Here is a 24217-nt window from a genome sequence, read left to right on the forward strand (position 1 = left end):
ATGAATAAGGCTATTTTGATATTGATTGCGCTGCTTGGCATGTCGAGCAGCATTAAAGCCGATGAGTTGCATATATACCAAGACCCTGTTCCAGTCGGGGATTATGTGAAAGATGAAGCTGCTATGTTGACCAAAGCGCTTGCTAGAACTGGGTGGGTATATGACCAGCAGGGCAAGCAACAGTTTGCGCGCCTCAATTACAAGGGTTACCAGGTTAACGTGGAATTAGTGCATCAACCTGCGGGTATCAGCCTTAAACTGCTTGATGCATCGCGTCCAGACTGTGGTAAAAAACGTTGTGAAGCTGACATGGATAAGGTGACTGGCTGGCTAGTTAAGTTACGACGTAATATTGCTTATGAGCTAACTTTGTTAGTCAGAGATGACGCTATTCGTCGTAGTTATGCACTGTAAATGAAACAAAAAAGGCACTCAATAGAGTGCCTTTTTTAGTTAAATCATAACAGCTTAGTGTTTAAACATCGCCGAAATAGATTCTTCGTTGCTAACACGGCGAATAGCTTCAGCCATAACAGTAGACATGGTCAACTGTGACACTTTGTCGATAGCAGCGATTTCTGGGCTCAATGGAATCGTATCTGTAACGATAACTTCGTCGATAACTGATTCAGCTAAATTCTTAGCGGCATTGCCAGAGAATACTGGGTGAGTTGCGTAAGCGAATACGCGATTAGCACCATGTTCTTTTAACGCTTCAGCAGCTTTACATAGTGTGCCGCCGGTATCGATCATGTCGTCAACGATAATGCAGTCACGGCCTTGTACATCACCGATGATGTGCATGACTTGAGCAACGTTTGCCTGAGGGCGACGCTTATCGATGATAGCAAGATCTGAGTCATCTAGTAGTTTGGCCACAGCACGGGCACGAACTACACCACCGATGTCTGGCGATACAACCACTGGGTTATCAAGTTCTTTAGCAACCATGTCTTCAAGTAGTACTGGGCTACCAAACACGTTATCAACGGGTACATCGAAGAAGCCTTGGATTTGCTCCGCATGCAAGTCACAAGTCAAAACACGGTCAACACCGACACTTGAAAGGAAGTCTGCAACCACTTTTGCAGTGATAGGTACACGCGCGCTACGGACACGACGGTCTTGACGAGCGTAACCAAAATAAGGGATTACCGCAGTAATACGGCCAGCTGATGCACGACGTAATGCATCAACCATAACGATAAGTTCCATCAAGTTATCGTTAGTTGGTGCACAGGTAGATTGAATGATAAATACATCCGCACCACGTACATTTTCGTTAATTTGGACACTGATTTCACCGTCGCTGAACACGCCAACTTCTGCGTCTCCAAGTTTACAAAATAGGCGATCTGCTATCTTTTTTGCGAGACTAGGTGTTGCGTTACCAGCAAATAGTTTAATGTCAGGCACTGTAGAACCTCAGGCGTATGCTTCATTTTAGTGGCCAAGCACATTATGTCGTACTTGGATGGCTTTAGGGTTGAGATAGTCTCAACGCTAATGGTGATTTATTTGCCCCTTTAGCGACAAAACCGCGCATATCTTTTGGTAATTTTGCCAAGATATCCAGCGCTTGCTGCTGCTGTTCGAACTGACCAAAAACACAAGATCCTGTTCCGGTCATTCTGGACGGCGCATATTCTATCAGCCACGCCAACGCTTTGGCAACTTGCGGGTAACGATCGCAAACCAGCTTTTGGCAGTCATTTTTCCATTCGCTGTTCATTAGAGTTTGGCAATCTAGCTTAGGCGTATCTCGGGTAAGCTGCGGATTACCAAACACTTCTGCGGTTGAGACATGCACATCAGGAACTATCACCAAATACCAATATTCTGTGGGCGTTACCGGAGTGAAACGTTCACCCACACCTTCAGCGAAAGCCGCTAAACCATTAATAAAAACAGGGACATCAGCGCCTAGTTTTAATCCAATCTCACAAAGCTCTGCGGTGGTTAATTGGGTTTGCCACAGCTGGTTTAACGCTACTAACGTGGTGGCGGCATCTGAAGAACCACCGCCAATCCCGCCTCCCATGGGCAGTCTTTTATCTAACCAAATTCGGGCACCTTGCTGGCATCCACTTCGTTGTTGCAATGATTTTGCGGCTCTGAGAATTAAGTTATCGCTGTCAGCGACAACATCAGTCATGGAAGAGTGTAAAACCAGACTTGGATCATCGCTGATTTGAAAATCTAAGTAGTCGCAGTGGTCGATAAATTGAAATAAGGTTTGCAGCTCATGATATCCGTCGTCGCGGCGACCATTAACATGGAGAAACAAGTTAAGTTTTGCTGGAGCAGGCCACTGGGTTGAGCGAGGGTTATTCACTGACAGTTCCTTGAGATAAATTTAGCGAGTCATTGCTCGCAGGCGTATTTGATGGTGCGAGAGCTTGCCACTGACTCACTTGGATTTTTAAGCGAACATCATCTTTATTGACATCCAATAATCTAGGTAGCGCTGCACCACTTTGTTGCTGCCAAGATTTGAAATGCACTTGCCAAGGTGAATGGGCATCCTTGGTGTGTGCTTTTATCGGGCGCTTCGCTGTATCGCGTTCGATGACCACATCTGATGGACTTAATTGTCCGGTTATCCATAACGGTAAAGTATCAATGGGAATAGACCAGCCAGTTAAACGTAATAATAGGTTTTGTGCATCGCTGTCGTGATAGGTCTTGCCGTCAATTTTTAGCGTGGCTACGTCTTCATTACGGGTCAATGATAAAACTGTGGTGCCTAACATGGTGGTGAGGGTGATTTCATCCTGCCATGGGGTGTGTAACCAATACAGGTTAGTGCTAAAGCGGTCTTGCTCTGTACGCACCGCGAGTTTGCCCTGGATTTCCCAGGCAGTGGCTTGGCTTACATGGCTGACGTTAATCTCAGTAAAATTTTGTATTGGGCGAGATGAACAGGCTTGCAACAAAATGAACATCGCAAAAAAGCAAATATAGGGTATTTTTGTGAAGTGGTTCAAATTATTCATCTATAGCTGATATTCGATAACGCATATCATACGAGGGCAGAACGCAAATACCAATGCTTGATAGCAAATTTCCCGCAATCGCCTAATATATCTGGCCTCAGCGCAAGTAACAAAGATGCAAATAATTGGCTAAATTTGATCAATTAGGCTAAAGGTTTAATTAAAAAAATCGGTGACAATGAATATTATTATTCGGTTTTGTTAAGCGTATTCTGTTTTTAGTCGGTTCAATTCAGTAGAATGAGCCTCAATAAATGAGATGCCAAGAGTCCAGAACGAGTCAGATGAGCCTTGTAGCAATCGGTATTAATCATAAAACCGCTACGGTAGACCTACGTGAAAAAGTAGCGTTTGCCCCAGATAAAATTCATGATGCAATGAGAAGCCTCGCCAGTCGCACTAAAACTGGTGAAGCGGTCATTATCTCTACGTGTAACCGTACTGAGCTGTACTGTAATACCGGCGAAGAAGCCGATGTGATTGCTTGGTTAGAAGAGTATCATCAGTTAAATCATGAAGATGTTGAGCCCTGTTTGTACCGTTATGCGGGACAAGAAGTGGTACAGCATCTGATGCGCGTGTCTGCGGGATTAGATTCACTGATATTAGGTGAGCCGCAAATTCTTGGTCAAGTTAAGCAGTCTTTTGTAAAAGCAAAAGAAGCTGGCACTGTCGCCGTGACCATGGACCGCTTATTCCAAAATACCTTTTCTGTCGCGAAAAAAGTGCGTACCGAAACCGAAATTGGTGCCGCTGCGGTATCGGTTGCGTTTGCTGCGGTTAGCATGGCTAAACACATCTTCTCGGCATTAAGCGCCACTAAGGTACTGCTAGTGGGTGCTGGTGAGACCATTGAGTTAGTTGCCCGCCATTTAAAAGACAATGGCGTGGATTCAATGGTGGTGGCAAATCGTACAATTTCTCGTGCTGAAGCCATGTGCGATGAGTTCGGTGCAACAGCAATTACCCTAGAACAGATACCTGACTATCTACCTAAGGCCGATATCGTGATATCCTCTACCGCGAGCCCGTTACCTATATTAGGTAAAGGCATGGTAGAAAAAGCGCTGAAGCAACGTCGACATCAACCTATGTTATTGGTTGATATAGCAGTTCCTAGAGATATTGAGGCTGAAGTAGGTGAATTAGATGACGCCTTCCTCTATACCGTGGATGACTTGCAAAGCATTATTGAACAGAATATGGCCTCGCGACGCGAGGCTGCCGAGAAAGCTGAGTTAATTGCTGAAGAAGAATCTCATCTCTTTATGGAATGGGTTCGTTCATTAGAATCTGTCGACAGTATTCGTGAATATCGAACCGCAAGTATGGCGATAAAAGATGAGTTGGTAGAGCGTGCGATCAATAAATTAGCGCAGGGCGGAGACAGCGAGAAGCTGATCCTTGAACTGGCAAACAAATTGACCAATAAGCTGATCCATGCCCCTACACAAGCACTAACCGCTGCGAGCCGACAAGGTGACCTCAACAGTATAGGTCAGCTGCGTACGGCGCTCGGATTAGATAAAGACTAAGGTTAGCGTTTTAATGAAGGACAGTGTAATTCGCAAGCTCGAAGGCTTGCTTGAGCGCAATGAAGAAGTATTAGCGTTGCTGAGTGACGCGGAAATTATTGCCGATCAGGAGCGTTTTCGCGCTCTGTCCAAAGAGTATGCTCAACTAGAGGATGTCGTGAAGAGCTTTAAGGCTTTTCAACAAGCAGAGGAAGACCTCGACGCAGCAAAAGAGATGCTTAATGAAGATGATGCGGATCTAAAAGAGATGGCCGCAGAAGAGATTAAGCAAGCCAAGGAAACCTTGGAGACCTTAGAAGACGAGCTGCAAATTCTATTACTCCCTAAAGACCCTAATGACGATAACAACGCTTTTGTTGAGATCCGCGCCGGTGCGGGTGGTGACGAAGCGGCGATTTTTGCCGGTGACTTGTTCCGCATGTACAGCCGTTATTGCGAAGGTAAACGTTGGCAAGTTGAAGTGATGAATGCTAACGAAGGTGAACATGGCGGCTTTAAAGAGATTATTATCAAAGTCTCAGGCGAAGGCGTATACGGCAACTTAAAGTTTGAGTCTGGCGGTCACCGAGTTCAACGTGTTCCAGAAACTGAATCACAAGGACGAGTGCATACCTCAGCTTGTACGGTTATTGTTCTTCCTGAAATTCCAGAAGCTGAAGCCATTGAAATTAACAAAGCTGATTTGAAAGTGGACACGTTCCGAGCTTCCGGTGCCGGTGGTCAGCACGTTAACAAAACTGACTCTGCGATTCGTATTACCCATATTCCTACAGGTATTGTGGTTGAATGTCAGGATCAACGTTCGCAGCACAAAAACCGTGCTCAAGCCATGAGCGTACTATCTGCACGTATTCAAGCAGTTGAAGACGAAAAGCGTCGTAGTGAAGAAGAAACCACCCGCCGCAGCCTGGTGGCAAGTGGTGACCGTTCAGAACGAATTCGTACTTATAACTTCCCACAAGGGCGTATGAGCGAGCATCGTATTAACCTGACCTTGTATCGTTTGAATGAAATCATGGAAGGTGATCTCGATATGGTTATCGAGCCATTAATGCAAGAGAACCAAGCCGATATGTTGGCGGCGTTGTCTGACGAATAAGTCAGCTTGTTTGCATTCGCTACTAGTTAAGGATAGCCCTTGTTTCAGACTATCTCAGAAGCCCTAGCTTGGGCTTCTTCACAGTTGGTTGATATTTCCGATTCAGCCAAGCTGGATGCTGAAGTCATTTTGCTTCACGTCATACATAAACCGCGCAGTCATTTATATACTTGGCCAGACGATCGTCTTAATCCCGAGCAGATAGAGAGCTTTAGTAATATGGTCGCTCGTCGTGCTCTGGGCACGCCGATTGCGCATATCGTTGGTGAGCGAGAGTTTTGGTCGCTGCCGTTTATGGTCAATCCCAGCACCCTGATCCCTCGGCCAGATACCGAAATATTGGTTGAGACCGCACTCAACTTGCCGTTGGCGCAAACCGCTAAAGTGCTTGATTTAGGTACTGGTACTGGTGCTATTGCGCTGTCGTTAGCCTATGAGCGTAGCGATTGGCAGATCACGGCGGTGGATAAGGTCATCGAAGCTGTTGCGTTGGCAAAAGCTAATCGCGATAACTTGAAGTTACCTCAGGTGAATATCATTCAAAGTGATTGGTTTGAGTCAGTTGACTGTTACGACTATCAACTGATTGTGTCCAATCCCCCTTACATTGATGCTGAAGATGAGCACTTAAATCAAGGTGATGTCCGCTTTGAGCCACAAAGTGCATTGACGGCCGATGAACATGGTTTTGCCGATCTTTATTATATTGCGCAAGCGGCCAGAGATTACTTAGCGCCAGGTGGTTATTTGTTGTTAGAGCATGGCTTTGGTCAGGCTTTGCAGCTTAGAGACAAAATGATTGAGCTTGGTTATGAAGGGGTCGCTACGGTAAGAGATTTTGGTAGTAATGATCGCTGTACATTAGGTCGGCTACCTCGTTAGCAAGCAGCTACTTTGCTAAATCAGCGCCACTACAGAGAGTTCTGTGGTGGCGTTGTTGTTTTAAGTGCCGTTTGATTAGGTTATCTTTAAGGAAAATAACCCTTTAGTCATTTTGAACCGTTAATAATATCAAGAGTAACTTGGTGTTTTATTGACGGGATGAATGAGGATGGATTGTGATGAGCGTGTCACGTAGGCAGCTAGAAGCAGCTGTTGCCGCCGATATTATCGATAGCAAACAAGCTGAGCATTTGTACCAGTTTTTAACTGCACAAGATGAAAGTACCCCGCGCTTTGATTTTACCCATGTACTGTATTATTTCGGCGCATGTGTTGCGATTGGGGCGATGACCTTGTTTATGAATTTAGGCTGGGAAACCTTTGGTGGCTGGGGCATTGTCGCGATAACGCTAATCTATGGGGCATTGGGCCTAGGATTACGGCGCTATTTCGCCAATAAGCACTTGCTCATTCCTGCAGGCATCTGTGCCACCTTCACGGTTGCTTTGACGCCACTGGCGGTCTACGGCTTGCAACAGGCGTTAGGCTTTTGGCCCAGTGATTTTGATTATCAAGATTACCATCGCCATATTCATTGGCTATGGGTATACATGGAGTTGGCTACCTTAGCGGTCGCGGTGTTGATGGTATGGCGTTACAGATATCCATTTATCGTATTACCTATCGCGTTGACCTTGTGGTATCTGTCGATGGATGCAACCGCGTTAATATTGGGGCGGGTGGCAAACTTCGATTTACGCTCATTAGTTTCACTATACAGTGGCCTGTTGATGATAATCCTGGCTATCTGGGTACAGTGGCGCAGTCAGGCAAAAGATTATAGTTTTTGGTTGTATATTTTTGGCGTCGCCGCCTTTTGGGGCGGGTTAACGGTACAAGACTCTGATAGTGAGCTGGCCAAGCTTGGCTATTTATTCATTAATCTTGTATTGATGATGAGCGGTGTGGTGCTGCTCCGGCGAGTATTTGTTGTCTTTGGCGCATTAGGTTGCAGCTTTTATTTGGGGCATTTGGCTTTTGACTTGTTTGAAGATAGCTGGTGGTTGCCGATATCATTATCCTTGATTGGCTTACTGATTATCTATCTTGGCGTGGTGTGGCAGCGACATGAGGCGATGTTAAGTCAGCGAATGCGGGCATGGTTGCCGCAACCGCTGCAAGATTTTCTTAGACAACTTTAATCGTTGATTTTACAACAAGGTATTTATGCAAACTATCAACCGGCTATTTCCCATTCTTGCCATCATTGGCGTGGTGTTCGCTTATCTGCAGCCGTATATGTTGCAGGGCCATAGCGGTTTAATTGTACCGTTATTGGTGATTATCATGTTAGCCATGGGGTTATCACTCTCTGTGAGTGATTTCACTGCAGCTGCTAAACAATATAAAGCGGTTAGTGTGGGTTTATTGCTGCAATTTAGTGTCATGTCGCTAAGCGCCTTGCTGATTAGTATACTCTTAGGTTTAGGCCCTGAGCTTACGCTCGGTATGGTTGTGGTGGGGAGTGTGGCTGGAGGCACGGCGTCTAATGTGGTGTGCTACTTAGCAAAAGGCGATCTCGCTCTGTCGATCACTATGACTGCCTGCTCAACCTTGTTAGGTGTGGTGATGACCCCAGTGATGATTGAACTGGTCGCCGGGCGGGTGGTGGATATTCCCGTGATGGCGATGTTAGTGAGCCTAGCAAAAATAGTGCTGCTGCCAGTGATTGCCGGTATCGCGATTAATCATTTTTTACGATCACAGGTCGATAAGGTGAAGTGGCTACTGCCATGGATTTCGGTGCTGGCGATCTGTATGGCGATTAGCATTATTGTGGCGTTAAATGCGACGCGTATAGAGCAGATTGGTGGCTTGGTATTGGTGGCTGTGGTGCTACATAATGCCACTGGTTTAATGGCTGGATATGGCATTTGCTATGTATTGGGCTTTAGCCATAAAGTGTGCAAAACCATCTCCATCGAAGTGGGGTTACAAAATTCGGGGCTGGCCACAGCGCTGTGTGTACAGTTTTTCACGCCAACTTCGGCCCTGCCAGCGGCATTATTTTCTATTTGGCACAATTTGTCTGGTGCGATGTTAGCCGGGTACTGGTCCGGTAGTCGGGCAACTAACGTGGCCAAGCAGCATTAACCCTTGCAGTTTGGGGGACAGCTCTTTCCATTCAAATGAAAGCAGAATAAGGCTTTCTGATTGCTAGGATGATGAACCTATTGGTGCCTTGCATTGACATAGGTTACACTAGCGCCTTTGTCAGCCAAGATAGAGTAGAAAATGGATAGTTTGTACCCTGCAATCAAACACCTTCATTTAACACTAATCGCGATTAGTGTGGTATTTTTCATCGTACGATTTGCGCTTCATATTCGTCAATCAGCATTGATGGAAAAGAAGTTTTTTAAAGTTGCTCCCCATGTGGTTGATACCTTCCTGTTACTTTCAGGATTAACCCTATGCTTTGTGATTAAGCAGTATCCATTTAGCGACCCGTGGCTGACTGAAAAACTCGGTGCCGTTGTGGCCTACATTTTCTTAGGTGCCATTGCATTAAAAGCAAATCGTAACCGATTATTTAAAACCTTTGCAGCATTAGGTGCAGTAGCATGGATAGTCTATGCAGCTAAAATTGCCATGTTTAAACAAGCGATTTTATTAGGCTAATGAGTCAATTGAAGTTAAAAGATACCTTAACCTTACCCGAGAGTGCTTTCGATATTGCACACCATCTTGGGTTTGGTGATAAAGAGAAAGCTAAGTGGGCTTGGTATGAGCTGGCAGGCTCCGTTCTCAGCCACTATTTGGTAGACCAGCAAGCTAGGCTTGATGCTTTGATGAACTGGTTCTATCGTGACTTAGGCTTTTGTGCTCGAGAGTCCTATTTCAGTCTCGAAGCCGCCACGCTTGCAACCTGCATTACCAGTCGTCAAGGAAACAGTACGACCTTAGCGACGGTGCTGATGCTGCTTGCAAAGCAGTTAGACTTAAAGCTAGATGTGTTATTGCTACCTGGCATGACCTTGCTTGCCAGCCGAATTGATGGCCAAGTACGTTATATTAATCCACTTAATGGTGAATCGTTAACTCGCCACCAACTACACGTGTTTGTTCGTGGCGAGCTAGGTAACGGTGCGCCGTTTAAGCCGAGTTACTTAAAACCGGTCAGTTTAAAGCGTATTTTGTCGAGAATGATCCACGAGATAAAAGCGGGTGCGATTCTTACCAGCCAGTTTGAAGCCGCGATGGAGTGTTGTAACCTGCTGCTGCAATGGCATGAGGATGACCTAAATCTCAATCGCGAGCGTGCATTTATCGCTCAGCAGCTGGGTTGTATTAAAGTGGCTGCTGCGGATTTAAAACACTTCGTTGATAATAGTCCACACGACCCCGTGACCGAACTGGTGAAATTACAACTAAAAGAACTCAGCGACGACCGCGAAGTTTATCATTAACGGATAAGCCGCACTGTTTCAGTGCGGCTTTTTGCCTGATCCGAGCCTGATAAAACAGCATTTGCAACAAACCAACAATAAATAATAAAGATCAAAATGTTATCTAGGGGGATATCATGAGCAGCAGTACCGCACTCGTTACCAATGACGCAACGGGCCTTGGCTTGTTGGCGGTGATTTTGGGATTTGTATTTTATACCAGCAATAGTCGCCATCCTTTTTGGCAAAAGTTTTATCGATTTATACCTGCATTATTGATGTGCTATTTCCTGCCATCGCTGCTCAACTCCTTCAATATTATCGATGGTCACTCCTCCCAGCTCTATTACGTGGCATCTCGATACTTATTGCCCGCCTGTTTAGTATTGTTGATATTAAGTGTTGATTTAAAAGCTATCTTAGGTCTTGGCCCCAAAGCGATAATTATGTTCTTAACCGGTACAGTGGGAATTGTTATCGGTGGGCCGATTGCATTGTTAATCGTCTCGGCACTACATCCTGAAGTGTTAGGCGTTAGTGGCCCAGAGGCTGTATGGCGGGGTATGACAACCTTAGCCGGTAGTTGGATTGGTGGTGGGGCCAATCAGGCCGCGATGAAAGAGATCTACGAAACCGGTGGCGATATCTTCTCTATTATGGTCACGGTTGATGTCATCGTTGCGAACATCTGGATGGCAGTGCTGTTATTCATGGCATCAAAAGCCAAACAAATTGATGCTAAAACGGGCGCGGATACCTCCGCCATTGAGCGCTTAAAAATTAAAGTTGAGCAATACCATGCTGAACATGCCCGTATTCCAACGCTGCAAGACTTGATGATGATTGTCGCGGTAGGTTTTGGTATTACAGGTCTTGCCCATGTGGTTGCCGATTTCTTAGGGCCGTTTTTTGCTGAAAACTACCCATGGACCCGTGACTACAGTCTAACCTCCAAGTTCTTTTGGCTGATTGTGACGGTCACAACTATTGGCTTGGCGCTCTCCTTTAGCCCTGTTCGCCATCTTGAGGCTGCGGGCGCATCGAAAGTCGCTTCTGCATTTTTATACATCCTAGTGGCGACGATTGGTCTGCATATGGACGTATTTAAACTGTTTGATGCAGAAAATCTTTGGTATTTTGCGATTGGTATTATTTGGATGATTGTCCATGCAAGCTTTATGTTGCTGGTGGCTAAAATCATCCGAGCGCCGCTGTTTTACATGGCTGTGGGCAGTCAGGCAAATGTGGGAGGTGCTGCCTCTGCGCCAGTGGTTGCCGCAGCATTTCATCCTGCATTGGCGCCAGTAGGTGTACTGTTAGCCGTACTGGGCTATGCTGTAGGGACTTATATGGCGTGGTTATGTGGACAGATCTTACAGGTCGTCGCATCATAATTAGGTCGCTAACAGACGTTAGATTGTTTTTTGCCAATAATATTTGGCCAAGGTAGAGAGAAGTTATCGATGAGCATTAAAACTATTAGCTTAAATGCGATAGAGATTAGCAATGAAAAGCCATTTGTGTTGTTTGGTGGCATGAATGTATTGGAATCACGTGATTTGGCGATGCAGATTGCCGAGCACTATGCAGAGGTGACGCAAAAGCTTGGCATTCCTTATGTGTTTAAAGCCTCGTTTGATAAAGCCAATCGCTCATCGGTTAATTCATACCGCGGTCCAGGTATGGAAGCCGGCTTAAAGATTTTTGAAGAGATTAAATCGACCTTCAATTTGCCAATAATCACCGATGTACATGAGCCTTACCAATGTGCACCTGTTGCAGAGGTGGTCGATATTATTCAATTGCCAGCATTCTTGGCGCGTCAAACCGACTTGGTTGTTGCCATGGCAAAGACGGGTGCCATTATCAATGTTAAGAAACCACAGTTTCTCGCTCCCCATGAAATGCGCCATATCATTACCAAGTTTAATGAAGCAGGTAATGATGAAATTATCTTGTGTGAACGCGGTTCAAGCTTTGGCTATAACAACCTAGTCGTTGATATGCTTGGCATGGATGAGATGAAGCAATCAGGCTATCCCGTTATCTTTGATGCGACCCATGCGCTGCAGCGCCCAGGTGGTCGCAGCGACAGTGCTGGTGGACGTCGTGCTCAAGCGACTGAGCTTGCACGCAGTGGTATGGCACTAGGATTAGCGGGTCTATTTATTGAAGCACACCCAAATCCTGATGAAGCCAAATGCGATGGTCCTTGTGCATTGCCTTTGCATCAGCTTGAAAACTACCTAGTTCAAATGAAAGCAATTGACGACTTAGTGAAATCATTCGAGCCGATTGATACCAGTAAGTAAGTATGCGTTGATACATTAATGACTTTAAGCCCTGCAATATTGCAGGGCTTTTTGTTATTGGCTCACACTAAATGGTGTTTGCTATCGAATTTTAAGGTTGGCTACAGGGTGCATCTGTATGGTGCTGCTATATTAAAATAGCTGTACTTGTAGGGTGCGGAAATCGTACGCTAAGCAGCAATCAAATGATGAAGAGGAAAACAGGTTATGTCACATGAGGCCGCGTCACCGGGACGGCTGGGGAAAGTATTAGATGGGATTGAACGGGTAGGTAACAAACTGCCAGATCCCGCGATGTTGTTTTTAATGCTTTTGTTTACGGTTTGGGGATTATCTTGGGCGCTATCGGGCATCAGTTTTGAGGCCATTGACCCACGTACAGATCAACCGATAGTGGTGACTAATCTGCTAAGTGCAGAAGCGCTTACTCACTTTCTAACGACCATGGTATCGACGTTTACCGCATTTGCGCCATTGGGCGTGGTGTTGGTGGCTATGTTAGGTGTCGGGGTCGCGGAGCATTCAGGGTATATCAACACCGCACTGAAGCAGATGTTAAAAGTGACGCCTGCAAAACTGCTTACTCCTGCCGTGGTATTGGTGGGTATTATTTCTCATACCGCAACTGATGCGGGTTATGTGGTAGTGATTCCCTTAGCCGGGGTGATTTTCTTTACCGTTGGTCGTCACCCGTTAGCGGGAATAGCAGCGGCGTTTGCCGGGGTTTCTGGTGGATTTTGTGCTAACTTTATTCCGTCAGGTATCGATCCTTTACTGCAGAGCTTTACCCAATCGGCCGCGCAAATTGTTGACCCAGATATCCAAGTTAACCCGCTAAATAACTGGTTCTTCGCAGCCTCTTCGTGTATTCCCATTACCCTATTGATTTGGTATCTCACTGATAAAGTGCTTGAGCCTCGCCTAAATCGTACTCATAAGGTAAATCGAGAAGAAGTGGATATTCCTGCGATGGAAGAGATCACTTCAAAAGAGCTTAAGGCGTTCAGAATCGCAACCGCAGTGATGTTTGCGGCCATTATCGGTTTCTTTTCGTTAACGGTGTCAGAAACCTCGACTTTACGAGATGCCAATGGCTCATTAACTAGCTTTAGTGCTCCACTAATGCAATCTATCGTGCCACTGATCTTTATCTTCTTTATGTTACCTGGCTTGGTTTATGGGTATCTGACAAAGACCTTTACCTCATCAGCTGATGTGGTTCAGGCGATGTCTAAGTCGATGAGCGGTATGGCGCACTATATTGTGATGGCATTTTTCTGTGCACAGTTTGTTGCTGCATTTTCAGCATCAAACTTAGGTGCGCTGATTGCGGTTGAAGGGGCTGGTGCCTTGAAGGCCATGAACCTGTCGGCAGAAATCACCGTGATTGGCATGATCATACTGGTAGGTTTCGTTAACCTATTTGTCGGCTCGTCTTCGGCGAAGTGGGCGCTTATTGGCCCAGTATTGGTACCAATGTTAATGCAGCTTAATATTAGTCCAGATCTGTCGCAAGCTGCATACCGTGTGGGTGATTCAAGTTCAAATATCATTACACCATTGATGCCGTACTTCCCACTGGTTGTTGTTTATTGTCAGCGCTACGTCAAGGGGATTGGTATTGGAACACTTATCTCGATGATGTTGCCATTTAGTATCGCGTTACTCAGTATTTGGAGTGCTTGGTTGTTACTCTACTGGTCAATGGGCATCCCATTAGGTCTTGGGGCGAGTTATACCTACTAATAATTGCTTAAGGGCTTCTTTTTAGAAGCCCTTTTTTATTGCTTAACTGCATAATTAGTCTCGAAAACCGGCGCAATTAACGATAGTCTAACTCCCTCAAGTCATCAATTTTTATCTCTATGTGGATTTTCTTTACCTTGCTTGCGGCCACAATGCAGGCTTGGCGTAATGTTTTTCAAAGTCAGTTGAGTCAATCCATGAGCGTGGCTGGGGTGACTTTAGCCCGTTTTATCTGGGCAGGTCCGCTCATTGCGATCTATTTGTTGTTTTTATATCAATATCAGCCCGCTGAACTTCCTAAATTTGGCATAGACTTTGACGCAAAATTTGTCGGGTTTATTTTGGCGGCGGCATTACTGCAAATCTTAGCTACCGTGCTGATGGTACAACTGTTTAAGATGCGTGATTATGCGATTGGTGCAGGCCTTGCTAAGAGTGAAGCCTTAGCAGCGGCCTTGCTGGGGGTCGCCTTGTTTGGCGCACAAATGAGTTTACTCGGCTGGTTCGGGGTGGTGATTGGCGCGATTGCGGTGTTGATGATGAGTCAAGCTAAAGATAGCCGCTTTTCTCTCAAAACTATGGTAATTGGCGTGCTAAGCGGCAGTGCATTTGCGCTGACATCTTTATGTGTTCGACAAGCTGCTTTGTCGTTACCACTGGGCTATCTTCACAATGCCGCTTGGGTGTTGCTTTGGGTAGTGATATTGCAAACATTTCTGCTGCTTTGTTACTTAGCCTACAGCCAAATGAGCACATTAAAACGCATACTTGTCCCTAGCAAGTTGGTATTTACTATCAGTTTATGTAGCTGCCTAGGCTCAATTGGTTGGTTTAGTGCGATGGCATTACAAGAAGTAGCATTAGTGAAAACATTGGGGCAGGTTGAAGTCTTTATTACGCTATTGATTGCCAAGTTTTATTTAAAAACTCCGCCTAAATTTAATGATTTACTCGCACTATTGCTTATCGCCGTCGCCGCTATTATGGTGATTTGGGGATAATGATTTAAGGATTAGATAGCTTAAGTGGCACGCTAAAACCCCCAACGTCGCCCCGGCTAACGTGTCCCCGAGAAAGTGGTAGTTTTGCCCCAGCTGGCCTAAAAATACCGCAGCAATCCCAATACTCCAATAGATTCGGTACTGAGGAAAGTGATGCCAAAAGCAGCATGCTAAGGCGACGGTGAACAGGGTATGCCCTGACGGAAACGCGTTATATGCAGGTCCAGCTGCAAAAGGATGGAAAGCCTCAACATGTGAATGGATCCAAGAGGGGTTATTATCGACCCAGGTTTCCGGCCAAGTACGGCCAAAAATCAACTTGCCCGCCCAGCGAAAAAGACTCGCCAATAACGCGGTTAGTATTAAGTGTTTGACTAGAGGTAATAACTTTTCTCTGTAGGCTTTCAAGGTTAAAAGCAGTGCACATGCCACCGCTAATATTTGCAATGCTAATGGTGTTTGACTCAGCAGTTTAAGGAAGCTTCCCTTAAAAGGATTGTCATAAAGCAGCGTTGATAAAGGGCGGTCGATAAAAAGTACTGCCGTAGCGGTAGCAGCAAGCATTAACAAATAAAACCGCAGCATGGTTTTGTGGGCAAAGCTGGTAAACATCGAATCAAGGGGCTGAGACATACTAGGACGTGTTAACCTTTCACTGTTAAATCTTGTTCGGATGGTGGGCCTAGTCAAAAGCGTCTTAAGCGCGACGAGGAGCTTGCCACCTATTTTGCTAAGTAAAATACCGCTCAACAAAGAGTAACACGCTTTTAGCTGAACTCTTAGGGTAGTGTTTGTGGCGCCTTTTTTCTAGGTTACCGACTAATCAAATAACGCAACGATATATCAACACCGCTGCCTTGTGTAACGATTCCACACACTGCTGCAAAATTCATCTCGAAAGATCAATACGTACTAACAATGGCTTGCTCTTTTGTTGTACGAGTTTATTTCCTTAGCGACTGTTTGAATAGTGCTAAACAGCTTTCAAAGGAGTCGACTGGTCTGAGGAGAAAAGTTTCGGTTATCATTAATATTAATGGTTGCTAATGTATGGGGTTGGAAAGGGATGATTAGTTTGTCCAAGGTTATCGCTCATTGATGACAGTTAAGCATGGAACACATGATTGTGTGGCCGGTTTGTTGTGTGACTCTTAGCAAACGTAATCGTTAGCAGCGTGACAGTTTGTAACAGCAGCCACAGTAATAAGGGGATAATGATAAACTATTGGCAGTTTGCAGCAGCACGGACTTCAAGCTCAATTTGAACATGATATTGAAAACTTTCCCGCTATATCGCTTGGTAGCGCCCTTGTTGTTACTGGTGGTGTTGACGGCGGCTGTTGAAGCCAAAACCCTGAAGGTTGCTGCGACTGATTGGTGCCCTCAAAGTTGTCAGCATGGTGAGCAACCAGGATATATTATCGATATCGTTGAAGCGGTATTTGCCGATAGCGAATTTAAGCTGGCTATCGATTATTATCCATGGACTCGGGCTGTGAGACTGACTGAGCAAGGTCACTACCATATGTTGCTCGGCCCGACGAAAACGGAAGCACCGAACCTGCGCTTTCCTGCTTATCCTGTTGGGCAGCAGAAGATGTGTTTTTTTACTAAAGCGGATTCAGATTGGCAGTATCAAGGTTTAGCGTCATTAAAAGATCAGCAAATTGGGGTGGTATTAGATGCCTCATTAGGTGAAATAGACCAATACAAAACCGCTCACCCACATCAGTTTCAAGTGCTCAGTCAACCAAGCACTTACCTCAAGCAAAGCTTCGCTAAGTTGCGGTTAAACCGTATTGATAGTTTCCTGTTTACTCAGGTGGCCGTCGAGTATGAGCTCGCGCTACAAGGGGCACAGAATGAGTTTGTTAATGCTGGCTGTATAGATGCAGAGCCTATTTATGCGGCTTTTTCCCCAATATTGCCCGAGCAGCAATTATTAGCCTTAAAAACCTTTTATGATAAACGTATGACAGAGCTGCATGCTCAAGGTGTTATTAAACAAGTCATGCATAGTTATGGGTTATCTTACTAACGCGCTATCTTGTTTAAACACACTAAATTACTGTTTTTAGGTGTTAGGCCTAACTTGATTGCAGCGCAGTTATTTGGGCTAGCATTTCATCATTTGTTGGTGTCGCTATACCGTATACTTTGCCTTTGGCGCTAACATACCCGTTGATGGCTTCTATTTCTGTCATGCGTTGATGATATATATCTTGATGCATCGATGAACGGTTAGTTGCAGTGAGCGCTATGACGTTATAGATCCTATCGAGCAGCTGGTTAAGGTTTAGCTTGATACCAGCAGCATTAGCCACAGTGACAACTTCTTCTGTTAGGTGAGCAATGGTTGTTTGGTATTGCGGGGCTGCAAGGGCGCCATTTGGGCATTGGTTTATGGCAGTTAGCGGGTTGATTGCTACGTTAACCGCAAGTTTTTGCCATAAACAAGGCAAAATCGCATCGCACCATTGGCAGTCTGCTAATCCCATAAGACATTGCTGCATCGCAGTATCCATACTTGGACCATAAAAGTGGCCTATCTGGGTAATACCGCTACCGGTTTTTTGCACTTGCCAACTTTCTGTTAATAAAGCACCTTGTGATGTGGTGCCTAAGCTTAAACCTTGATGAGTGATCTGCCGCTTTATTTGCTCATGGGGGCCCATCCCATTATGCATTAATAAAATATGGCATTGTTTGGGTAAGCAATGTAGCAAAGGCTCCAGGGCTTCTACCACTTGATAGGCTTTGACGGTAACAATCAGCAGTTTGAGATCATTAAAAGCCACTTGCTTGTTGAGCAACTGCTGGCTACTGACCAGTGGGCTGATTATTTTATGCTGATGGTTGCCCTCTATTAACGTTAGTTGCTGTTGATAGTATTGCCCAAGACCACCACGGTTTATCAGAATTGGCGTTTGGCCTAGCTCATGAAGTTGGTGACATAGGGACTGGCCGATAGCGCCCGCCCCTAGAATGGCAATCTTGCCTTGTAAGATATGTGTTGATGTCATGACTAGGTATCTGTTGAATCAATTTTACTGGCGCGTAAGTAGCGAGAGACCAGCCAATAACACAGCAAAAATGCGCCAACACCTAACATGTCGGCGACAAAATCGGCAAATGATGCACTGCGATAAGGCAACCTAGATTGCACTAATTCGATAAAAGCGGCATAGGCTGCGAGCACGGTCACCAAGGTGAGCCATTTAAGCTTAAATGCGAAATGCGTCAAGAATGCTAAGCCAAAGAAGCTTCCAAAATGACCCACTTTATCCATATTGCTAAATAGCTGCGGATAATTGGGCTTTGAGAACACCAAATAGCTGATCACAATAACGGCGAAAAGAAAGGCGACTTGGAAAAATTTTTGCTGTGGCTTCACTGTAAACTTGGGTTGTTTTTGATTAGCTCATCATAGGTAAATCAATGGGCGATGTCACCAAAAATCGCTATTCTTAGACCGCAGTGAGCATTTGCTCAAGGCGGCTGGCACAGGTAAAATAGCTGCAATTTTTAAAGTGTTATAACAAGGGTTAATGTTATGCCTTCAATGGACATTGTTTCTGAAGTCAACGAAGTGGAATTGCGAAATGCGGTGGATAACACCAGACGTGAGCTTGATAGCCGTTTTGATTTTCGCGGTGTTGAAACTGATATTGTTTATAAAGACCATCAGGTGACCTTATCATCTGAGTCAGATTTTCAATGTCAGCAAATGGTCGATATGTTGCGCAATCAGCTCAGTAAACGCAATGTAGACCCAGCGTCAATGGATGTGGCAGATAAAGCTATTCACAGCGGCAAAACCTTTTCTATCAAAGTGACGTTTAAAGAAGGCATTGAAAGCTTAGTTGCGAAAAAGCTGGTGAAGCTGATTAAGGACAGCAAGTTAAAAGTACAAGCAGCGATTCAAGGGGACTCTATTCGCGTGACGGGTAAAAAACGTGATGATTTGCAGCGAGTGATGGGCATTGCTCGTGAATCTGATCTTGGTCAGCCATTTCAGTTTAATAATTTTCGCGACTAATGAGTTTTTGATAACGAGAGTGATGAAAAAAGCGCGCCATTTGGCGCGCTTTTTTATGCTTGCTCAGTGGGTAACGAGGTTGGTTCTTCCGGTTTGGACTTTGGCTTAGGGACATATTTATCCACTACCCAAACTAAGGCTATAACGGGGAAGCCAATCAGGCTGGCACCGATAAAGAAGGTGACATAGTTATATGCGTCAATAAATGCCCCTGAAAAACCGGCGACAAACTTAGGGAATAGCAACATTATTGAAGACAACAGCGCATATTGGGTCGCACTAAACCCGTCAGTGGTTAAGCTAGAAAGGTAGGCAATAAAGGCTGCGGTGGCGATACCGGCACTGAAATTATCGACTGAGATGGCCAAGGTTAAAAATGGCACGTTATAACCAATCATGGCTTGATAGGCGAACAACAAATTGGTGGTTGCCACCAGAAATGCACCAAATAGCAGTATTTTCATGGTGCCATATCGTGCGACAAGCAGTCCACCGGCGCCTGCGCCCACTAAGGTCATGATCAAGCCATATACCTTACTTAAGGTGGCGATTTCTGTTTTAGAAAATCCCATATCGACATAGAACACATTAGCCATGATGCCCATAACAATATCTGAGATCCGGTAAGTTGAAATGAGCAACAGGATCAATACTGCATGTTTACCGTAGCGCTTAAAGAAATCTTTAAAGGGTAAAACACAAGCGGTATTGAGCCAGGACAACACAGCTGCCACTTTCGGCGAGTAGTGAGCTAGATATTGTTGCTTTAATTTTGCTTCAGCTTTATCGGCGTGTTGCACTTTTATATCTGGCTCAGCGCTCATTAAGGTGGTGATGATACCTACTCCCATGAGTCCAGCCATTACCAAATAAGCTGTTTGCCAAGAGCCGAGGTGATAAGCATCAGAGTTTGGGTCAACCCAAGCTGCGATTGTTAATGCCCCCGCAGTGGCGATAATCATGGCGCTGCGATAACCGACCTGATAGGCCGCAGCCAGGGCGGCTTGCATTTTTTCTGAAGCGGACTCGATTCGAAATGCATCAATAACGATGTCTTGTGTTGCTGAAGCAAAGGCCACCAATAATGCGAAAAAGGCCATGCTCTCAAGGTTTTGCAAAGGATCGCTTTGGCTCATACCTAAAATAGCAAAGACCAGTAACAGCTGAGCAAACAACATCCATCCTCGGCGTCGTCCTAAGAGTCGTGTGAGAATGGGTAATGATAGGCGGTCAACCAAAGGGGACCAAGCCCATTTAAAGCCGTATATCATGGCAACCCAACTAAAATAGCCGATAGCTGTTCTGTCAACGCCGGCTTCACGTAGCCAGAATGATAGCGTTGAGAATACCAACATCAGGGGTAATCCCGCAGAAAAGCCGAGTAGCAACAGCGATAAAACGCGGCGATGTAAGTATATTGATAAGCTAGATTTAACCGCAGTTAATCGAGAGGACATTGCTTGAGGCATTGGATCTATTCTGAAATGAGCGTATCTGTAGCTTAATACGGTTGTATGTAAATGACTATAACTAAAACAAAGATGTCTGATTAAAACGTAAAAGCCCAGCATGGCATTGCTGGGCTTGGTCTTTACGGATTACTCAGAGCTTGGTCTAATACCTATACAGCCAGACGGAATACTACCGCCAATACTTAAATAATCGCAGCAGTCATCAATTTGCTCTCGCAAAAATTGATTGCCGCGAATCATCCAATCAGGCCAACGGTCAAAAGCATGTAATAGGTGCCAGAACACTCGCTCCATATCTGTTTGCGCTTCACCCTGGTGGTTAAACTGCTGCCACTCTTCTAGGGTGTCCCATAGATAAAGCTGGATCTCATTGAAATCGAGTTGATTACTCAAAAACGCTTTCCCATATTGAGCCAGCTGGGGCGCTTTATTATCGATGAACTCATTCGGTGTCATCTTATCGCCTCCTAGCTAGTGCTATTTGAGTATAGTGCTAGCTAGGGCGATTTGTTCAAAACTTTACAGAAAAAACCGTTCTCAAGTGAGAACTATTATCATTGGTGAGATTTCAATAACCTAGTGAAAAATGCTGCTAAATTCACTCTCTTGGTAGTAAGGTAGCTTTTTTTAATACGATATCTTCAACAGGAAAATCAGGCCAGTTAAGTTGACTATTGTGCTCTGTGGCGACAGTCGACATGGCTTCAATCACTTCAAGCCCTTCGATGACTTCACCAAATACAGCATAACCCCAGCGGCGTGATGAAGGGTTGAGGTTAGTATTGTCATTCACGTTGAAGTAAAACTGGCTGGTGGCCGAATGCGGGTTATTGTCTCGGGCCATCGCAATGGTGCCTAAACCATTGGATAAGCCATTACCTGATTCGTTGACAATCGGGTCATTTTCCGGACGTGGCTGTTTTTTCAAATCCAATCCACCACCTTGAACAACAAACTCGGCGATCACACGGTGGAACAATGTATTGTCGTATTGGCCGCTAACTACATAAGTTAAAAAGTTATCAACGGTAATAGGTGCACGGGTACGGTCGAGTTCAACGACGATGGTGCCCATACTGGTGTCCAATTTTACTTGCGGATAAAGGGTGTCTTTTTGAATATCAACTGCCTGTGCCAAAGCGCTAACGGTAAGCAATGCACATGCGATGAGCCAACGAGTCATAAGTTGTCCTTTCTAGTGGTTATGTTGATTCAGATTGATCTAAGGTTGAATAAATTCATTTAGCTCAGGATCTTGCAATATATCTCGACTGAGATCGGCAATTAGCTGGTTAATGGCGAGCTCCATTTTTGCAAAATCTGGACTGAAAGGGCCGCTATGATTATTTTTGGCGGTATAGCGTTTGGTTAAAGTACGGTTACGGCTATTACTCGCGATAACATTAATCACCACTTCAGTATTGGCTTCATAGCCGAAGGTCCCTTCATTCACGTCTGCTAATAACTTTTCTAATTGGATTTGAATGTGTTCACTGGCTGCAGGGTCAACAACATAGCCGGCTTTAGCGAAACCGGATCTAAATAGGCTGTCAATTTGCTTTCTTGGCGTTTCACTGGGACTGATAAGCTTGGCTGCGTCATCTCCCTTATGCATGCGTACGACAAAATTGGCTTTGCGAGTGTCGATGGTTTGTATTGCGATTCGTTGTGCCGATTGTGTCTGAACCTCAACATTAGGTGCTTGCGGATAGAGTGCGATATGACTGGGTTGGGTGCCAGCACATCCGGCTAGCATGATGGTTGCCAATATTGATAAAAGTCTTAATTTCATTGTTTTATTCTTGCTGTATTCGATGAAGATGAAATTCAATGCTGCTCAGCATACCAGAATTATGATGACTTGCCATGGGCATCAGGCGTGGTTCGCAGGGTTAAATTGGCCAGTTGATACCGACGTTATAGCTCCTTAAGGTCAGCTGTGTTAGTGGTACGTGTTGGTATTCGGCACTGATCTTCATGCCGTTATTAAAACGAAATTGCCAGCCGACAGAACCGTAGAAACCTCGGTCAGTATCACTGACTTTGCGGCGTTCATCATCAATTTTTAAATCATATTTTATCCATTGCTGAGTGATACCGGCCTTAGCAAACAAGCTATGACGATGATTTAGCGGAAGTTGACCATAGGCGCTGGCTCTTAACCCTTGATATTGAAGCTTTTTTACATCGGCCCAAATGTCGGACAGTATGCTAAACGTGCCGCCACTACCGGTTGTCGCGCCCGTTTCGATACCAAAGTGAGATGACAACATATATCGATAGTAGATATCGGCGGTAATGCTGTCGCTGAAGTTGCGACTGCCATTGTCAGCTGTTTCAAATTCATGAAACCCATAGCCTAATGAGCCACCGATAGAGTGGGCCGACTCTTGACTGTGTGCATGGTGAGATAAAAGCAACGCAAAGCTGCTACAAACTAATGTAGGAAATCGTAAGGTTGGCATAAGACTGCTTATAAGCGAATTGAGGTTGCTAATATAGTGCCGCAACCTTGTTTAAAGCTTAATGTTAGTGATTAGGGCGCGTGTCACTTTCCAAAATTTTGGGTTGCAGCTTGGTTGTCTATTTATGATGGGGATGGGGCCGAGATTATGCTTTGGTGATCTCCTCTATACACTGACAAATCTGTTTCTCTAGCCAGATATTGACGGGATGACTGCGATGAGTATGGGGCATGATTGACACCATATTTGAATAGGGAATCGTCAATCTAGGATCAATTTCCAAGGTGCGGTAGTCATCACTAAGGCTTTGAGCTGTGAAGCGAGAGCAAGGGGTTATCATGTCGGTATGTTTTACCGCTTCGAGCAAAATGCTCAATTGATTGGTCCGTAATGGGACTTGGACATCAATGTTAAAGCGTTTTAAAACCTGCGCGACAACCGCGCCTTCCTCGTTCCAGTTTGGAATCAAGAATGATGCCACCGGGTATTGACTAAAGTCATCGATATAGATGGTTTCCGCTTGAAGTGGGTGATCTTTTCGGCAAAGAAAAACAAATTGATCTTGGCCGATTTTATGCTGAGTAAATTGGCTAGATAGGTTATAAGGCGAGTAATTGATCCCTAGGTGAATTTTACCGTCATTAAGTGATGCACTTGAGCCATGCTCCCAATTAAGGATGTGGAGTTCCACATTGGGGGCTTGTTGGTTAATGCGCATAATCAGCGACGGCGCTAGCCATTGTGCAATAAAGCCATTAATGGCAATACTGAGTTTACCGCTGTAGCGCTTAGGATCGAATGCTGGGTTACCCGATACCACACTATGTAGCATGTTCATCGCTGCAGGCAGCTGTACCGCTAGTTCTTGCGCTTTTGCGGTTGGCTTTAACCCATGAGCCCCTCTAATGAATAGCTCATCATCAAAATGTTTGCGCAGGCGCCCCAGTTGGCGACTCACTGCCGGCTGGCTGAGACACAATATTTCTGCCGCTTTTTTTGTATTTTTAACCTCTAAAAGTACGCTTAGTACTTTGAGTAAATTAAGATCAATATCTTTTTTCACAGCACACTTTTAACAAAAACTCAAAGTGTTGAGGTTATCTGATATTTGCATTTAATGCACGAGAGTGATTGATTTTTACGATATCTATCTAATTTTAGGGTAAATATTCTTTTTATTGGGTATAGGTGTGGTTACGCTAGTGTAAACGTTTTGCTGTA

At 45.0% G+C, this 24217-nt stretch carries 26 protein-coding genes; 14 read left to right on the top strand and 12 right to left on the bottom strand.

The features are described from left to right. Positions 1 to 414: a hypothetical protein gene (locus ACHUFW_RS17000; protein WP_394204653.1), complete on the top strand. Its 414-nt coding sequence runs from the start codon at positions 1 to 3 to the stop codon at positions 412 to 414. 54 nt (positions 415 to 468) lie between these two features. On the opposite strand, the gene ACHUFW_RS17005 is transcribed toward ACHUFW_RS17000, so the two are convergent. The 3 genes from ACHUFW_RS17005 to lolB all read right to left on the bottom strand — a co-directional run bounded on the left by ACHUFW_RS17005 (position 469) and on the right by lolB (position 2996). Then, the gene (locus ACHUFW_RS17005; RefSeq protein ID WP_028775241.1) at positions 469 to 1416 is read right to left on the bottom strand and encodes a ribose-phosphate pyrophosphokinase; all 948 of its coding nucleotides are present in this window, start codon (positions 1414 to 1416) and stop codon (positions 469 to 471) included. Between the two features lie 64 nt (positions 1417 to 1480). After that, positions 1481 to 2335 (bottom strand): 4-(cytidine 5'-diphospho)-2-C-methyl-D-erythritol kinase, encoded by an 855-nt coding sequence (ispE, locus tag ACHUFW_RS17010; protein ID WP_394204655.1) that lies wholly within the window; start codon positions 2333 to 2335, stop codon positions 1481 to 1483. Beyond that, positions 2328 to 2996, bottom strand: coding sequence for a lipoprotein insertase outer membrane protein LolB (gene lolB, locus ACHUFW_RS17015; RefSeq protein WP_394204657.1), 669 nt, complete (start codon positions 2994 to 2996; stop codon positions 2328 to 2330). The genes ispE and lolB overlap by 8 nt, the downstream gene beginning before the upstream one ends. A gap of 284 nt (positions 2997 to 3280) precedes the next feature. Here lolB and hemA point away from each other — a divergent pair, with 284 nt between their 5' ends. The 11 genes from hemA (at position 3281) to ACHUFW_RS17070 (ending at position 15020) form a co-directional block, all read left to right on the top strand. Continuing rightward, positions 3281 to 4531 carry a glutamyl-tRNA reductase gene (hemA, locus tag ACHUFW_RS17020; RefSeq protein WP_394204659.1) on the top strand — a complete coding sequence of 417 codons (1251 nt, stop codon included), beginning with the start codon at positions 3281 to 3283 and terminating at the stop codon, positions 4529 to 4531. A gap of 13 nt (positions 4532 to 4544) precedes the next feature. Then, positions 4545 to 5630 (top strand): peptide chain release factor 1, encoded by a 1086-nt coding sequence (prfA, locus tag ACHUFW_RS17025; protein ID WP_394204661.1) that lies wholly within the window; start codon positions 4545 to 4547, stop codon positions 5628 to 5630. 39 nt (positions 5631 to 5669) lie between these two features. After that, positions 5670 to 6512, top strand: a complete 843-nt coding sequence (prmC, locus tag ACHUFW_RS17030) for a peptide chain release factor N(5)-glutamine methyltransferase (RefSeq protein ID WP_394204663.1) — start codon at positions 5670 to 5672, stop codon at positions 6510 to 6512. 179 nt (positions 6513 to 6691) lie between these two features. Next, entirely contained in the window at positions 6692 to 7714 is a 1023-nt protein-coding gene (locus ACHUFW_RS17035; RefSeq protein WP_394204665.1) for a DUF2157 domain-containing protein, read from the top strand. A 25-nt stretch (positions 7715 to 7739) separates the two neighbouring features. Beyond that, positions 7740 to 8666 (top strand): bile acid:sodium symporter family protein, encoded by a 927-nt coding sequence (locus ACHUFW_RS17040; RefSeq protein ID WP_394204667.1) that lies wholly within the window; start codon positions 7740 to 7742, stop codon positions 8664 to 8666. Positions 8667 to 8807: 141 nt separating this feature from the next. Then, positions 8808 to 9194 (top strand): SirB2 family protein, encoded by a 387-nt coding sequence (locus ACHUFW_RS17045; RefSeq protein WP_394204669.1) that lies wholly within the window; start codon positions 8808 to 8810, stop codon positions 9192 to 9194. Next, the gene (locus ACHUFW_RS17050) at positions 9194 to 9982 is read left to right on the top strand and encodes a transglutaminase family protein (protein ID WP_394204671.1); all 789 of its coding nucleotides are present in this window, start codon (positions 9194 to 9196) and stop codon (positions 9980 to 9982) included. The genes ACHUFW_RS17045 and ACHUFW_RS17050 overlap by 1 nt, the downstream gene beginning before the upstream one ends. A gap of 116 nt (positions 9983 to 10098) precedes the next feature. Next, positions 10099 to 11355: a DUF819 family protein gene (locus tag ACHUFW_RS17055; RefSeq protein WP_394204673.1), complete on the top strand. Its 1257-nt coding sequence runs from the start codon at positions 10099 to 10101 to the stop codon at positions 11353 to 11355. A 69-nt stretch (positions 11356 to 11424) separates the two neighbouring features. Then, positions 11425 to 12273 carry a 3-deoxy-8-phosphooctulonate synthase gene (gene kdsA / locus ACHUFW_RS17060; protein ID WP_394204675.1) on the top strand — a complete coding sequence of 283 codons (849 nt, stop codon included), beginning with the start codon at positions 11425 to 11427 and terminating at the stop codon, positions 12271 to 12273. A 207-nt stretch (positions 12274 to 12480) separates the two neighbouring features. Next, positions 12481 to 14019, top strand: a complete 1539-nt coding sequence (locus tag ACHUFW_RS17065) for an AbgT family transporter (protein WP_394204677.1) — start codon at positions 12481 to 12483, stop codon at positions 14017 to 14019. Between the two features lie 119 nt (positions 14020 to 14138). Beyond that, complete coding sequence (locus tag ACHUFW_RS17070) at positions 14139 to 15020, top strand: multidrug transporter (protein ID WP_394204679.1); 882 nt, start codon at positions 14139 to 14141, stop codon at positions 15018 to 15020. Here ACHUFW_RS17070 and ACHUFW_RS17075 read toward each other — a convergent pair. Further along, positions 14976 to 15653, bottom strand: a complete 678-nt coding sequence (locus ACHUFW_RS17075) for a phosphatase PAP2 family protein (RefSeq protein WP_394204681.1) — start codon at positions 15651 to 15653, stop codon at positions 14976 to 14978. The two genes, ACHUFW_RS17070 and ACHUFW_RS17075, sit on opposite strands and share 45 nt — an antisense overlap. A gap of 634 nt (positions 15654 to 16287) precedes the next feature. Here ACHUFW_RS17075 and ACHUFW_RS17080 point away from each other — a divergent pair. After that, the gene (locus tag ACHUFW_RS17080; RefSeq protein WP_394204682.1) at positions 16288 to 17058 is read left to right on the top strand and encodes a substrate-binding periplasmic protein; all 771 of its coding nucleotides are present in this window, start codon (positions 16288 to 16290) and stop codon (positions 17056 to 17058) included. A 49-nt stretch (positions 17059 to 17107) separates the two neighbouring features. Here ACHUFW_RS17080 and ACHUFW_RS17085 read toward each other — a convergent pair whose 3' ends face one another. Both ACHUFW_RS17085 and ACHUFW_RS17090 read right to left on the bottom strand, forming a co-directional pair. Continuing rightward, the gene (locus tag ACHUFW_RS17085) at positions 17108 to 18043 is read right to left on the bottom strand and encodes a ketopantoate reductase family protein (protein ID WP_394204684.1); all 936 of its coding nucleotides are present in this window, start codon (positions 18041 to 18043) and stop codon (positions 17108 to 17110) included. A gap of 2 nt (positions 18044 to 18045) precedes the next feature. Beyond that, positions 18046 to 18414 (bottom strand): VanZ family protein, encoded by a 369-nt coding sequence (locus ACHUFW_RS17090; RefSeq protein ID WP_394204686.1) that lies wholly within the window; start codon positions 18412 to 18414, stop codon positions 18046 to 18048. A 159-nt stretch (positions 18415 to 18573) separates the two neighbouring features. Here ACHUFW_RS17090 and ACHUFW_RS17095 point away from each other — a divergent pair, with 159 nt between their 5' ends. Further along, positions 18574 to 19059: a YajQ family cyclic di-GMP-binding protein gene (locus ACHUFW_RS17095; protein ID WP_394204688.1), complete on the top strand. Its 486-nt coding sequence runs from the start codon at positions 18574 to 18576 to the stop codon at positions 19057 to 19059. 53 nt (positions 19060 to 19112) lie between these two features. On the opposite strand, the gene ACHUFW_RS17100 is transcribed toward ACHUFW_RS17095, so the two are convergent. From ACHUFW_RS17100 to ACHUFW_RS17125, 6 genes are all read right to left on the bottom strand, one after another. Further along, positions 19113 to 20528, bottom strand: coding sequence for an AmpG family muropeptide MFS transporter (locus ACHUFW_RS17100; protein ID WP_394204690.1), 1416 nt, complete (start codon positions 20526 to 20528; stop codon positions 19113 to 19115). 129 nt (positions 20529 to 20657) lie between these two features. After that, on the bottom strand, positions 20658 to 20987 hold the full coding sequence (locus ACHUFW_RS17105) for a hypothetical protein (protein WP_394204691.1): 330 nt from the start codon (positions 20985 to 20987) through the stop codon (positions 20658 to 20660). A gap of 142 nt (positions 20988 to 21129) precedes the next feature. Beyond that, positions 21130 to 21714 (bottom strand): peptidylprolyl isomerase, encoded by a 585-nt coding sequence (locus ACHUFW_RS17110; protein ID WP_394204693.1) that lies wholly within the window; start codon positions 21712 to 21714, stop codon positions 21130 to 21132. A gap of 39 nt (positions 21715 to 21753) precedes the next feature. Beyond that, positions 21754 to 22323 (bottom strand): YajG family lipoprotein, encoded by a 570-nt coding sequence (locus tag ACHUFW_RS17115; RefSeq protein WP_394204694.1) that lies wholly within the window; start codon positions 22321 to 22323, stop codon positions 21754 to 21756. Positions 22324 to 22423: 100 nt separating this feature from the next. Further along, a complete protein-coding gene (locus ACHUFW_RS17120; RefSeq protein WP_394204696.1) occupies positions 22424 to 22996 on the bottom strand; it encodes a porin family protein in 573 nt (190 codons plus the stop codon). A gap of 145 nt (positions 22997 to 23141) precedes the next feature. Next, positions 23142 to 24059, bottom strand: a complete 918-nt coding sequence (locus ACHUFW_RS17125) for a LysR family transcriptional regulator (RefSeq protein ID WP_394204698.1) — start codon at positions 24057 to 24059, stop codon at positions 23142 to 23144. Between the last annotated feature and the right edge of the window lie 158 nt (positions 24060 to 24217).

It is taken from the genome of Shewanella waksmanii, from assembly GCF_043643685.1.
GTDB classification, from domain to species: Bacteria; Pseudomonadota; Gammaproteobacteria; order Enterobacterales; family Shewanellaceae; genus Shewanella; species Shewanella waksmanii_A.